Origin of the sequence: Flagellimonas okinawensis (genome assembly GCF_029194005.1) — a bacterium.
Lineage (GTDB): Bacteria > Bacteroidota > Bacteroidia > Flavobacteriales > Flavobacteriaceae > Flagellimonas > Flagellimonas okinawensis.
This window is the reverse complement of sequence record NZ_JARFVA010000005.1, coordinates 126,149-139,508: the sequence shown is the minus strand read 5'-3', so window position 1 is coordinate 139,508 and position 13,360 is coordinate 126,149. Positions and strand designations below refer to the sequence as shown.

Annotated in this window: 15 protein-coding genes; 11 read left to right on the top strand and 4 right to left on the bottom strand. The window is 40.6% G+C overall.

Going from position 1 to position 13,360, the window contains the following annotated elements:
* Nucleotides 1-106 precede the first annotated feature (106 nt).
* The 6 genes from PY091_RS14175 (at nucleotide 107) to PY091_RS14150 (ending at nucleotide 5,392) form a co-directional block, all read left to right on the top strand.
* Nucleotides 107-1,264 carry a tyrosine-type recombinase/integrase gene (locus PY091_RS14175; protein WP_275650439.1) on the top strand — a complete coding sequence of 386 codons (1,158 nt, stop codon included), beginning with the start codon at nucleotides 107-109 and terminating at the stop codon, nucleotides 1,262-1,264.
* A 319-nt stretch (nucleotides 1,265-1,583) separates the two neighbouring features.
* Complete coding sequence (locus PY091_RS14170; RefSeq protein ID WP_127138909.1) at nucleotides 1,584-1,865, top strand: helix-turn-helix transcriptional regulator; 282 nt, start codon at nucleotides 1,584-1,586, stop codon at nucleotides 1,863-1,865.
* 62 nt (nucleotides 1,866-1,927) lie between these two features.
* The gene (locus PY091_RS14165) at nucleotides 1,928-3,133 is read left to right on the top strand and encodes a primase-helicase family protein (protein WP_275650314.1); all 1,206 of its coding nucleotides are present in this window, start codon (nucleotides 1,928-1,930) and stop codon (nucleotides 3,131-3,133) included.
* Nucleotides 3,134-3,338: 205 nt separating this feature from the next.
* Nucleotides 3,339-4,196 carry a toprim domain-containing protein gene (locus tag PY091_RS14160; protein WP_275650313.1) on the top strand — a complete coding sequence of 286 codons (858 nt, stop codon included), beginning with the start codon at nucleotides 3,339-3,341 and terminating at the stop codon, nucleotides 4,194-4,196.
* 222 nt (nucleotides 4,197-4,418) lie between these two features.
* A complete protein-coding gene (gene parS / locus PY091_RS14155; protein ID WP_275650312.1) occupies nucleotides 4,419-4,934 on the top strand; it encodes a type II RES/Xre toxin-antitoxin system antitoxin in 516 nt (171 codons plus the stop codon).
* Nucleotides 4,934-5,392 (top strand): RES family NAD+ phosphorylase, encoded by a 459-nt coding sequence (locus tag PY091_RS14150; protein WP_275650311.1) that lies wholly within the window; start codon nucleotides 4,934-4,936, stop codon nucleotides 5,390-5,392. Before parS ends, PY091_RS14150 begins: the two co-directional genes overlap by 1 nt.
* 180 nt (nucleotides 5,393-5,572) lie before the next feature.
* Here the strand turns inward: PY091_RS14150 and PY091_RS14145 are convergent, their stop codons facing one another.
* The 4 genes from PY091_RS14145 to PY091_RS14130 form a co-directional block, all read right to left on the bottom strand.
* The gene (locus PY091_RS14145; RefSeq protein WP_275650310.1) at nucleotides 5,573-6,151 is read right to left on the bottom strand and encodes a BfmA/BtgA family mobilization protein; all 579 of its coding nucleotides are present in this window, start codon (nucleotides 6,149-6,151) and stop codon (nucleotides 5,573-5,575) included.
* A gap of 396 nt (nucleotides 6,152-6,547) precedes the next feature.
* A complete protein-coding gene (locus PY091_RS14140; protein ID WP_275650309.1) occupies nucleotides 6,548-6,997 on the bottom strand; it encodes a JAB domain-containing protein in 450 nt (149 codons plus the stop codon).
* Between the two features lie 60 nt (nucleotides 6,998-7,057).
* Nucleotides 7,058-7,402 carry a single-stranded DNA-binding protein gene (locus tag PY091_RS14135; RefSeq protein ID WP_275650308.1) on the bottom strand — a complete coding sequence of 115 codons (345 nt, stop codon included), beginning with the start codon at nucleotides 7,400-7,402 and terminating at the stop codon, nucleotides 7,058-7,060.
* A gap of 427 nt (nucleotides 7,403-7,829) precedes the next feature.
* Entirely contained in the window at nucleotides 7,830-9,377 is a 1,548-nt protein-coding gene (locus PY091_RS14130) for a Fic family protein (RefSeq protein ID WP_275650307.1), read from the bottom strand.
* Between the two features lie 708 nt (nucleotides 9,378-10,085).
* Here PY091_RS14130 and PY091_RS14125 point away from each other — a divergent pair.
* From PY091_RS14125 to PY091_RS14105, 5 genes are all read left to right on the top strand, one after another.
* Entirely contained in the window at nucleotides 10,086-10,280 is a 195-nt protein-coding gene (locus tag PY091_RS14125) for a small ribosomal subunit protein bS21 (RefSeq protein ID WP_275650306.1), read from the top strand.
* Between the two features lie 4 nt (nucleotides 10,281-10,284).
* Nucleotides 10,285-11,019 (top strand): NYN domain-containing protein, encoded by a 735-nt coding sequence (locus tag PY091_RS14120; protein ID WP_275650305.1) that lies wholly within the window; start codon nucleotides 10,285-10,287, stop codon nucleotides 11,017-11,019.
* Between the two features lie 15 nt (nucleotides 11,020-11,034).
* Nucleotides 11,035-11,901: a sigma-70 family RNA polymerase sigma factor gene (locus tag PY091_RS14115; RefSeq protein ID WP_275650304.1), complete on the top strand. Its 867-nt coding sequence runs from the start codon at nucleotides 11,035-11,037 to the stop codon at nucleotides 11,899-11,901.
* A gap of 224 nt (nucleotides 11,902-12,125) precedes the next feature.
* Nucleotides 12,126-12,362, top strand: coding sequence for a thioredoxin family protein (locus PY091_RS14110; RefSeq protein WP_275650303.1), 237 nt, complete (start codon nucleotides 12,126-12,128; stop codon nucleotides 12,360-12,362).
* 15 nt (nucleotides 12,363-12,377) lie between these two features.
* Nucleotides 12,378-13,355 (top strand): permease, encoded by a 978-nt coding sequence (locus tag PY091_RS14105; protein ID WP_275650302.1) that lies wholly within the window; start codon nucleotides 12,378-12,380, stop codon nucleotides 13,353-13,355.
* The last annotated feature ends 5 nt before the right edge of the window (nucleotides 13,356-13,360 follow it).

Here is a 13,360-nt window from a genome sequence, read left to right as displayed (position 1 = left end):
AATATCTTATTTTCCATTAATATAGCCATTTTCTTACTTTTATTGTGTCTCATTTGTGTCTCATTGTTTTTTCAAAATCCAGAGACACAAAAATTTGTTTCCCATGATAAAAGCACACCTAAGAAAGAAAAAGTTAGCATCAGGAAAACTGAGCTTGTACATTGAATACTACAAAGGAAACCGAACACTACCTAATGGTAAAACCAAATACATTAGGGAATACGAGTACCTAGAATTATATTTGATTCAGCATCCCGAATCAGCTAACGAAAAGAAAAAGAACAAGGAACAACTCGAGTTAGCAGAGCAAATACTGGCCATTCGAAAAGCTGAAATCTATCAGGGAAAATTCAAGATAGAGAACAACTCAAAAGGCAAGACTTCGTTTCTCTCCTATTATGATCTTAAGAAAGAAGAACGTTATGAGACCAAGGGCAATTATGATAATTGGGATGCTGCTCAAAACCATTTGAAAAAGTACTGTCCGGAGCACATTACATTCAATGACATCGATGTGGATTTCATAAAAGGTTATAAAAAATATCTGGATACGGTTGCGATTACCAAATGTGAGAAAAAACTATCCCAAAACACCAAGCATACCTATTTCAATAAATTCAAGGCATGTCTCAGGGCGGCATTCGACGAAGGGTACTTAAAGGAGAACTTGGTAAAAAAGGTCAAAGGTTTTACCATGGCCGAATCCACCCGTGAATATCTCACATCCCATGAACTTCAGAATCTGGCCAAGACAGAATGTAGATTTCCAAAGCTCAAACGAGCCTTCTTGTTCTCCGCCCTTACAGGAATCAGATGGTCGGATATCAACAAGCTCAAATGGAAAGAGGTACGTGATGAAGGAAACGATCACCATGGAAATTCTTTGTATCGGATCGTCTTTAAACAAAAGAAGACCGCTGGAGCGGAATACCTATATATATCGAAACAAGCAAGAGACTTATTGGGTGAGCGCCAGAAACCTGAAGACAGGGTATTCAACGGACTCAGTTACAGTGCACACATGAACTTACAGTTATTAAAATGGTGTATGCATGCTGGAATCACCAAACATATTACCTTCCACTCAGCCAGGCACACCAATGCTGTTCTATTGTTAGAAAACGGTGTGGACATTTACACGGTATCCAAGCGATTGGGCCATAGGGAGATCAGGACCACTCAAATCTATGCCAAGATCATAGATGAAAAGATGAAGCAAGCTGCAGAAATGTTACCAAATTTGAATCTTGAAAAAATGCAGTAGCCTTCATTTATAAATCCAAGTCCTGTCTTTACCGCTATAGGCGCAACCTCAAATACCCAAAAATTAGAGGTTAATCCAAAAAAGATTGTTGATAACTCCATTTTTCTGGACCATAAGGTAATTTTATTTGTTGACCATTGAAATCATTTGTGTTTAAATGACATCAAAACAACACAAATCGCTGTATATCTGTATTTTGTGAATATTTCACTACGTACCCTCACGGTTTCAACTGTACTTTATTCATACTTTTATCCATAGAATTCTACGATAAGAAACAAAGCGCTTTGTTCATTGATAATCTTTAAATCCGATAAAAATGAACAACATTGAATTAAACGAGAAACTCAACAATATCGAACGTCTTTTGTTGGGGTCAAAAAAGGTGCTCACTTTTGACGAGGCCTGTGATTATACCGGGATATCCAGAAGCTATCTGTACAAACTGACCGCTGCGGGCAAAATACCCCATAGCAAGCCCAACGGAAAGTTGATTTATTTCGATATCGATCGTCTCAACAAATGGTTACTGAGAAATGATCGGAAATCTACCTGCGAGACCAATGACCAGGCCATTGAATATATCCTTAGAAAAGGATGACCATTGACCCTTTGTATTTACTTATCTCGCTAAAACTCCCAATAGCCATAAAATCAATTCATATGGAAAATATTCCCTACATCAGGGTCGGGACCACTTTTTACAAGCTGGTCCAGACACCCACTATATCCGGACACTTCAATAAGCTGTTGGTACCCTGGAACGAGCATATCATCAAACAGGACCATGGCAAGGACTATCTGGGAAAGGTACCCAAATACGATGGGTTTGCCTGCATTCCCAGTCATATTGATTTTAAAAAGGAGCATCACGGCTTTTACAATACCTATTCTCCATTGGAGCATAGCCCTAAGGCGGGGGATGTCCCACATACCATGGCATTTTTGAAACATCTCTTCGGCAATCAATTGGAACTGGGATTGGACTATCTGCAGTTATTATACCAAAAACCGGTGCAGATACTTCCCATATTATGTTTGGTATCCAAAGAAAGAAGCACTGGAAAAAGTACCTTTCTCAAATGGCTCAAGGAAATCTTTGGGAACAACCTGACCTATCTGACAAACGACAGTTTTGGAAGCCAGTTCAATGCGGATTGGGCCAACAAATTATTGATATGCATAGACGAGGTGCTGTTTAACAAGGAGGAGCTTACCGAGCGTATAAAGTATTTAAGTACCACCAATAGAAACAAACTGGAGGCCAAAGGAAAGGACAAGCGTGAAGTGGAGTTCTTCGGGAAGTTCATCCTCTGTAGCAACAACGAGGACAGTTTTATCAAGGTCGATGCCCATGAGACACGGTTCTGGGTCCGCAAAATACCCAAACTCAAAAAAGAGGATACTGCATATCTGGAACGATTGACAAAAGAAATTCCTAACTTTCTGTATTACTTGACCGAGAGAGAGCTGTATTCCCGACAACGATCAAGGATGTGGTTCACTCCAAAGGAGTTGTATACCCCAGCATTGAGAAAACTGGTGTACAACAATAGAAACCGGGTGGAAAAAGAACTGGCCAGCCTATTGATCAGTGCCATGGAAAAGTTTGATGTGGAATCGGTGGACCTTTGCCCCATAGATGCGCTTCACCTTCTCAACCGGACAAGGGTCAAGACCGATTTGACCCAATTGAGGCGGCTGTTGAAAAAAGATTGGAAACTGGAGAACCAGCCCAACTCCAACAAATACCAAAAAATAACCATATGGAACAACGGTGATATCAATACCGAGGACGCCAAGGGCAGGTACTTTACCATAAAAAAGGATTTTTTGTCCCAAAATTTTGATGATTTGATGACAGATTGAGAAATCTCCAGTGTTTATAAGGGTAAAGCCTGTCATCACTTTGTCATCATTCTGTCATCAAAATAGAAAATGATGACAGGGCCCATGAAGAAAAAAACAAAAATGATGAAACGATGACAAAATGATGACCGGGGAACCACTAGTATTTATAGGGCCTCCCAGAGAGTTGTCATCAAATCATCAAAAATCATCTCAAAACAGAGCCATGAAAGAAAAAAGAATGAACTGTGAAACGGCGCGCGAGCTTTGCATCATTTCGGCATTGGCAAGCATGGGAAATTTCCCAACGAGGGAATCGAAAAAGGAGGCATGGTTCCTCAGTCCATTGCGAAAGGAGACCCAAGCATCCTTCAAGGTCTCCAAGGATTTGAACAGATGGTATGACCATGGTGAGGGCATCGGTGGAAACCTGATCGACCTTATGATGAAGATCACCGATTCCTCCGTTTCCGAGGTACTGGAGATATTGGATGGAAATACCTATTCCATAACACGAACAGCTACCCCGGCCAAAGTAACGGCTAAAACCAAGAAAGGAATCATTGTGGGAGAGGTAATGGACATATCCCATCCTGCATTGGAGCAATATCTGGAGGAAAGGTGTATCCCAATGACCATTGCACGCTCCCATACAAAAGAGGTCCATTTTGAAATGGGAAACCGGGACTATTTTGCGATCGGACTCAAGAACACCAAGGGTGGATGGGAACTCCGTAACGGCTTTCAAAAACTGTGCTCCTCGCCCAAGGCCATAACACATATAAGGAATGGTAAGGAAAATTTGGCCATTGTCGAAGGCATGTTCGATTTTCTATCGCTATTGGTCATGGCTCCGACCTGGTTAAAGGATTCGGACATATTGGTTTTGAATTCCCTTGCTTTTGCCAACCAACTGGGGAAAATCATTGGTGGCTATGGGAAAGGTAGATTGCTCTTGGACAATGACTGTGCCGGGGACCGTATGACCAACACCTTATTGGAGGAACATGGGAACCTGGAAGACGGAAGGGAACTGTTCCGTGGGTTCAAGGACCTTAATGAAAAGCTCCAAGATGGCAATTAGATTCAAGTGAATTTTTGAAGTGCCCATGAATATACCCGTTAAAAATCTTGCCATTGGCAATCTATGGCATCGCTTAAAAAATCCATCTATTTTCAATCCTTTTCCAATAAAACCCTAGGAATCCTGATTTATACATAGACCGATAAACATTTGCCCACATTTAATACGAGAAGTTTTGAGGTTATAGACAAATGTCTTATTTTTGAAGACAAATGTCTTATTATGGTTGTGCAAGAACATCAAAAAAAAACTGAGCAATTAACTGCCTTAAATAAAGCAATCAAAGTCTATATCAAAAATTTAGATAAGTCCCTTGGGGTTAATCCCAGAACGGAAAATATAACCTTTTCAGATTTTTTTGACAATAAAATGCTTATTATCAAAACCATAAGAAAAGGGCTGACTTATAAATTATTCAGTAAAATAAAGGATGTAACTCCATTTTCTGAAGATGATTGGGCCGTATACTTGAACTTGTCAAAGAAAACTTTACAAAGACATCAAAATGATGCTGATTATCTATTTAAACCGATTCATACGGAAAAGATTATTGAGTTGGCAGAAGTAACCAATTTTGGCAAAGAAGTCTTTGATACAACTGAACAGTTTTATTTATGGCTTAATACCCCTTCGTTTGCCTTAGGTAACTTGAAACCGGCCGAATTATTAAAAGATTCATATGGCAAGGAATTGGTAATGGCCGAATTGAACAGAATTGATCAAGGAATTTTCACTTAATGAGAGTATATAGACTATCAAAGAAAAAATACTCGAATGAGTTAAATGGTAAAGGCGCGGCCAAATACGGGAATAGATGGAATTCAAAAGGAAGAGAAATCATTTATTCGGCCGAAAGCAGGGCTTTAGCAATGGCAGAGGTTGCGGTACATTTGACTTTGGCCACATTGCCAAGTGACTTTGTAATGATCGAGATCGACATTCCAGATGATATCCAAATAAAAGTATTGGAGCAAAAAGACATTCCTGAAAATTGGAACACTCATCCACCAAGAGTCAGTACTCAGAGAATCGGAGATGATTTTTTAGACACTGCAGATTGCTGTGTTTTAAAAGTTCCTTCAGCTGTTGTTCAATATGACCATAATTATTTAATCAACCCCAACCATAAAGATTTTTTTAAAATATCAATATCCCAAGTTCAAGAATTTTTGTTTGACAAAAGAATATTTGAATAATGGCCATCCCGTAAAGTGTATTGGACAATTTTTAAGGGTTTGGGCTTTATTCAATTGATGTTATATTTCCTCCTGGGTATGGACATTTTTCGGTCGCCTCCTTTATCCCTATATATGGATTTGATCAGAGCATGGTTTTCAAAGAAGGTTAGGGTCGCACAATAAATCAAAAAATTACCACTATCGTAGCTTTCGTTTATATTTATCAATCGCTTCAGGATCCAGGTCCATGATCAAATGTTTCTTGCCAATTCGGTTTCTGCTCTCGACCACATGCTCCAGCACATACCCAAAGTCACTTTTTAATTCTTCCATTTGCTCCTCTAGCTGTTTGTACCTGATCTTCGAAACGGTAACCTCTGTATCCAATAGCTTTGGATTGGAGGGTGTTTTCATCTCGGTCAATTGCTGCTCGAAAAAATCAAAGTCCCCTTCCCATTCCTCCCCATCGGATTCGAGTTCTTGATTGAAGAGTGCCTGCATCATTCCCACAGTGGGCAGGGTCTGTTCCTTTTCGATGCTCCGCATGATGGCCACCATGGCATTGAACCTACGTTTGATCAGATATTTGAGACTGGCGATGGTCTCCCCCATTTCCTGGTCCGGGGAGATGCCGTGCCGCTCAAAAAAATCCAGCATGGCCAACAAGGTCATGGACCTGGACCTACCGAACTTCTTGGAAAACCTTCTGAACTGCATGGCCACTGATTTCTTGATGGCCATGTTATTGAACTTCTCTTTTTCGTATCCCTTATCCATTTTTTTGTTAAAAATTCCTTGGTTTTACTGGGCCCAGGCCTTTTTTTCGTCAAAAACAACGCCCCCTTATTTTCACGGATATCACTGTATTCCTCATATACAGGGCCTTTCCGAAGGAAAACGAATCAATTGCGCTGCGTGAGCACGCTATCCTCTTGCTCCTCCTTTTCGTCCCGCAGGGACAAAAACGCATCGCCATGCCACTGAAAAAAGACGGGCTTATTATATATTTCGTCAGATTGTACGGACTTTTGGAAAGTCAGATCAGGTTGTTTTTACCGTACTATCATTGGTTCTTTATAAAGTTAAGTTTTGTAACACAAAAAACCCAATCATAATGATTGGGCCTGATCGGTTCCATTTATCACAATTCCCCTTCGTACGGATTGTTGGATATCACATCAATCCATTATCGGCAAAACTATAATAGCTGCCATCGGGAGCAAGTATCAAATGGTCCAATACCTGGACATCGAACAATTGCGCCGCCCGTTGGATCTTTTGGGTCAGCTGTCTGTCCATTTCGCTGGCCTTCAACTGTCCCGATGGGTGGTTATGGGCCAGGATGATCCCCACTGAAAGTGTCTTGAGCACGATGGCAAAAAGGATGCGCATGTCCACCAGGGTCCCCGTGATGCCTCCGTGGGACAGCGGATAGATTCCCTTGACCTTGTTGGAGCGGTTCAACAGTACGATCTTGAAGGTCTCGTGCAATCCAATGGTATCGGCATCCCAATTCTTATATAGGAGTTGGGACACTTCCTTGGAATTTGTGATTGAGAGCGATCTGAGGGTCACGAGCTTCTCCCGGTAACTGATCTGTATTTCATTGACTTTGTGTTCCATCTTTTGGGTATTGGAAGTTAAAGGAATATGGCGCCCCGAACCATGGAGCGCCCAAATACCCTAATCCTCATTGTTGCCTCCCAACAATAAGATCTCGCTCACCACTATCTCGCTCACATAGCGTTTGTTCCCTTCCTTGTCCTCGTAGGACCTATGGGTAAGTTTTCCCTCGACGGCAATCTCCTTGCCCTTGGCCACGAATCCCTCGATGATGTCCACGAGCTTTCCCCATGCGATCAAGGTGTGCCATTCGGTATTGGTCACCCGCTCCCCTTGATTGTTCTTGTAGTGTTCGTTGGTAGCCAGGTTCACCCGTGCCATGCGCTTTCCGTTCTCAAAATCGGTGATTACAGGGTCCTGCCCCACGTTACCGATCAACTGTACTTTGTTACGTAAATTTCCCATGCTATAAAGGTTTAAAGGATTAATGATCGCCCCATGGTTCCTTTGGTCGTTGTTGCCCAAATTTTAAGGGGCGTTCGTTTGGTTTCCTTCGTGCACGGCACAATGAAAGAAGGGGGTTCTGTCAAGGCTTTTACTAGGAAATCGGGAGGGTACATGACGTAGTAAAACCCTTGGGTTTTCAAGGAAATGGATACCCTATTTACTGGTAAAACAGGGCCTGGCCTTGAGAGGTTCCACATGGGCCCTTGGGAACTCCATCAGACCCGGTGGCAAGTGAGCGAACGGAAAGTGGAGCGAGTGAAGTCATCGGTGTCCTGATAGGAAGTCCCAGGGCACTGCCCTGTTTTTCGATGTCCCGGAAAACAAACAAGGGCTTCTTTTATTATAACCCCTTAAAATTTTATCAAGTTAAGGATTGAACTTTATTTTAAATCTTTGCCACTGGGGTCCCTTTCATTCCTTCTTTGACCAACCATCCCATAAATTTTGCAAATGGTCCAATGTCGCCTTTAACACTTGCTTCTTCCAAGGCTTTCATATAGGCATCCCTTTGCTCCACAGGTATTACGGTCCACGGATATCCGCCCGAGGCTAGCATAACATTCATCAAGAACCTACCCATTCGACCATTTCCATCCATATACGGGTGAATGTAAACAAAGATAAAATGCCCTAAAACTGCCCTGACAGCTGCATTTTCTTCCTTTTTCAATAGATCGAACAATTCTGGCATCGTATCCCTAATTGCTTCCTTGTTTAAGGGCACATGCATTGATCCACCTATATATACCTGATCATTTCGATAGCCCGCAAGATCAGAAGCATTAAGAATACCCGAGGTCACACTAGGTGCAAAAAGTTCACGGTACCAATCTCCATGGTCATCATCCAGTACATTTCCAGCGTTCTCTTTATTAAGTATCCGTTTGATACTGTCCCTGACCTTTTGGGATGCCAACCAATAACCCCGTGCAGCCATGGCGTCCCTTTGTTTTCTGTCCACTTCGTTTTCTTTCGGGTTCCAATCACCACTTCTCACACGTTCAATAAGTTCTATGGTCACCCTATACCGTTCAATGGACAAAGAATGATATGCATCGGTAACATAAATATCCGCTACTTCCTTCATGTATTTATCCCGATCTTGTGGCAACCCTGGTGCATCAGGAAAATTCTCTATCACAACACTTCGCATTTGATGCCAGAGCAATCGAATCCGGTTTACATAGGGTGATCTATCCCTTAACGATAATTGGACGGGGAACTTTTCATTGAACGGGTCACTTTCTCGAACATCAAACCCTGCTCTTTTCATGGTCTTGAGAATTTCATCCGCTATTTTATCACGTCCAATATTTCTGAAAGCACCTGCCAATCTACCAGCGATTACCGAATGTCCACCTTCGAGCAGCAAACCAAGAATTTCTGAAGCATCCGATACCATTGCCAATGCACTCCTCACCTCCGGGCTGTTGCCATTAAAAACAGTTGGGGAACAATTGACCAAGGCCGACGATAAAGTAAGCATGCGCAGACCTTCCCAATTCATTATTTCAGCCTTTTCCGGCAAAGTGGACTTCATTGTGAACAAAGATGTACCATATAGGAAATTAGTAATGGAATTGGTGCCATTTACAGCCCTTATGATCAATTGAAAGGGAACGGTTTGGTTACCTGCATGAAGAAGCAAAGATTGATCGGCCGAGATACAATAAGTGTCCCCATAACGATCTGACAAATATCGTGAACAAAAATTCCAATAATTGGCGTACCATGACGTACTATCTCCTTGTTGTTCTTCCGGTGGTACCATAATGTACCAACCTTGGATAACTTGTCGAATAAATCCATTCTCTGTCAACCTTTCTCGATTGACCCGAGTCAATTCAGAAGTTTTGATTGCAGTGATGCCCTTATCTTGTAATTCTTTAAGAGCTTCCAGTGCCCGAGCCAATTTTACATGAGGTGCTGCCATATACATTTAATTTATGGTTGTCTTAATATTATACATTTGTGTTGTATAAAAACTATATATTCATGACGTGTTAAAATTATATATTTGTGCCGTGCAAACATTATATTTTTATGTTAAAATTAAACGGCAATAATTAGAACTTATAAATTCATCCATATATCGGAGATTGAAATTTTCCTATTCCTGTCTTCTCAATTATGGAGTACTACAGTAAATGAATTTCATTTTGAATAACTTAAAAGACATCAACAATGTTTGATTATCTTAACTTTTTTACACCTCTATTACACCTCAAAACTCTGGGAAACCCTATAAAATAAGGAAAAGTAACTTCTGTATCGGAAAGTAATCAAACAACGAGCGTCAATAGGTTTATTTTCAACAATAAATAGAGGGTATCCCTTCAAAATAAATGGAATAAACAGGTTTACTCTCAATTTAAATCCTTTCCTTTACATTCCATTATGTATTAAGGACAACGATTGCTCCAATCCTTAAATAAAAAGATAGCTCTTCATTACATATTTCCCATTACCCAGAGCCGCTTCTTAGTATTTTTTGCTTGAAACAATAGCCTCATCAAGGGCCAGTGATGCCTAAGTCTAAAATTGTACTGGTCAAGGAATCCCCATATTTCTTGAAAAGGACCATGCTTGAAAAAAGTATTGTTCTATGGCCGTATTCAAAATAATACTTTAAAAATCAGATATGCTTAAAATTAAATTGGTTCCTGGTGAAAACATAGAAAGAGCTTTAAAAAGATATAGAAATAAAGTTCGAAACACTAAACAATTAAAAAACATTAGGAGCAATCAAGAATTTACCAAAAAATCCAAGGAAAAAAGAGAGCTTCTTGCAAAGGCGGTCTATAAAAATGAGTACTTGAAAAGGAACGAGGAGTAATTTTATGGATAAAGATTTAAACCTTGCCGTATTAATAGATGGCGATAATATTCCATCTAAATATGTCAAAGAAATGTTGGAGGAGATTGCAAAATATGGCAACCCCAGCATTAAGAGGATTTACGGGGACTGGACTAAACCAAGTTTAGTTAAATGGAAAGATGTTCTTCTTAAAAATGCCATTACCCCAGTTCAACAATATGGGTACACTACAGGCAAAAACTCTACAGATAGCGCCATGATCATAGATGCGATGGACATCCTCTATTCTGGAAAGGTAAATGGTTTTGCCTTAGTTTCCAGTGATAGTGACTTTACAAGACTTGCCATACGCCTAAGAGAAGCTGGAATGACCGTATTTGGTATCGGTGAAAGAAAGACGCCGGACCCATTTATAGTTTCCTGTGATAAGTTTATTTATCTGGAAATACTGCATAAACCCCAATTAGGTGAATCCAACACTCTGCAGAAGAACGATAAAAATAAAATTGACAAAATCACCCCAAAGGTAATCGACCTGATTCTTACCACCATTGCAGACGTGGAGGATGAAGAAGGCTGGGCATTCTTGGGCGAGGTTGGTACGCTGCTCCAAAAAAAGCATCCCAATTTTGATTCAAGAAATTACGGATTCCGAAAACTGACACCCATGGTCAAATCCTTGGGTCAAATAGAAATAGGTTCCAGAAAAAATCCCAAGGGTAATGGAAACCTCATTTATGTAAGGACTAAGACCTAATACAAAAGAAATACTATGAGACCTCTATCCATATCAAAACAGATTACCAAAAGGGATACCCCTTCCCTTACCCTATATCTTAGTGATATAAGCCGTATCCCAATGATTACCGAGCAAGAAGAGGTCGAATTAACAATTCGAATCAGAAATGGGGATATTCCTGCATTGGAGAAATTAGTATCCGCCAATTTGAGGTTTGTGGTCTCGGTTGCCAAACAATACCAGTCAAGAGGTATGAATCTTCACGATCTTATCAATGAGGGGAATCTTGGATTGGTAAAAGCCGCCACAAAATTTGATGAAACCCGTGGCTTTAAATTTATTTCCTATGCAGTATGGTGGATACGTCAAGGCATCATACAGGCACTATCCGAAAAATCAAGAATGGTCAGGTTACCCTTGAACAAAATAAATGTCATCAATAAAATTAACCAGGCTTCTTCCCATTTCGAACAAGTCAACCAAAGACCTCCAACAGCAGAAGAAATATCCGAATTAATAGATTCATCACTAGCAGAGATACGACTTTGTTTAAAACATTCTTCTTGGCCCATTTCCATGGATGAATCGTTAAACGTTGGGGAGGAGGGTTTCAACTTACACGATATCATGCATTCTGATGATACCATTGGCCCGGAACAAAACTTGCTCAAAGGTTCATTAAAATTAGAGCTAAATGATATTTTGGAAATACTGACCTATCGTGAAGCATATATCATTAAAATGTACTTTGGAATCGGAATCAATGATACCATGGGTTTGGAACAAATTGCCCTTAATTTAGACTTGACAACCGAAAGGGTAAGACAAATAAAGGTAAAAGCTTTGGCAAGATTGAGAAAATCTTCCAAAATTGAGGTATTGAAAGAGTATTTGGTATAAAGGCTCACGTTAAATATTGGTAAACTCATTTCTTACCTTTGCTTATTGCAACCAAAATAAAATCAACTTTCATTCCGGTTTAAGTTTTCGATTTTAAAGTAGTTGCCAAAAATTTTTTCCTCCTTAAGCTACTATGTGACATATATCACAGTATGCAGTTTTATACCATCGTAAATTAGCGATGAAATCAGAATACTGGTTTCAACATACACAAATTAGTTACGATGAAACGTTCCATTCAAATCTTGGGTACTGGTTGCCCCAAGTGTCAAAACCTGACAAGTGTTGTAAAAGAAGTGATTGACGAAAACAAGATCGATGCCTCTATTGAGAAAGTGGAGGATATCGTCAATATCATGAAATTCAATGTAATGGCCACACCAGCCCTGGTAATCGATGGAAATGTAGTTATAAAAGGTCGAGTACCCTCCAAGGAAGAAGTACTCGCTGCCCTACAATAACCAACTTTAACCACCATGTTCGACTGGCTAGAAAATATGGCCCATTGGTTCACCTACGATGTGTTGGGGATGGACCGTGAGGCCCATTTGGCCCAAGCCTTGGATTTTTTTATTTATGACAGTATCAAAATATTGCTGTTGTTGTTCTCGGTTGTGTTTTTAATGGGTATCGTCAACAGCTATTTTCCTATCGATCGCGTCAAAAATTATCTTTCCAGAAAAAAACTATATGGCGGTGAATTCCTGATGGCGAGTCTGTTCGGGGTGGTGACACCCTTTTGCTCCTGTTCTTCTGTGCCTTTGTTCATCGCGTTTGTCCGGGGCGGTATCCCCTTGGGCGTCACCTTTGCCTTTTTGGTCACGTCACCATTGGTAAACGAGGTAGCTATTGGTCTTTTTATAGGATTGTTTGGAGTTAAAACCACTATACTCTATGTACTTAGCGGGGTGTTACTGGGAACCGTTTCAGGGCTCACACTCCAAAAACTTAAACTGGAAAGCTTACTTACCCCATGGGTCAAAGAAGTATTGGCCAATGCACAGAAAGATCAAGAAAAGTTTGAGGAAGAAAAGCAAAGCTTTCGCCAAAGATTACCGGTAATTTGGGCCGAGGCCATTAAAATTTTAAAAGGAGTACTGCCCTATGTGATCATTGGGATTGCCATCGGCGGGCTTATGCATGGCTACGTGCCCGAGGGGTTCTTTGAAAAATACATGGACAAGGATAACCTCTTTGCGGTCCCTATTGCCACCATTTTATCCGTCCCCATGTATTCCAATGCTTCTGGTATATTGCCCATTGTACAGGTTTTGGTGGACAAGGGCATTCCTTTAGGAACGGCCATTGCGTTTATGATGGGCGTGGTCGGGTTATCACTGCCCGAGGCCATGTTGCTCAAAAAAGTGATGAGCTTGAAGCTTATTGGAATATTCTTTGGGGTCGTCATGCTCTGTATCATTGTTTCGGGCTATCTTTTCAACATAATTCTATAATTCAT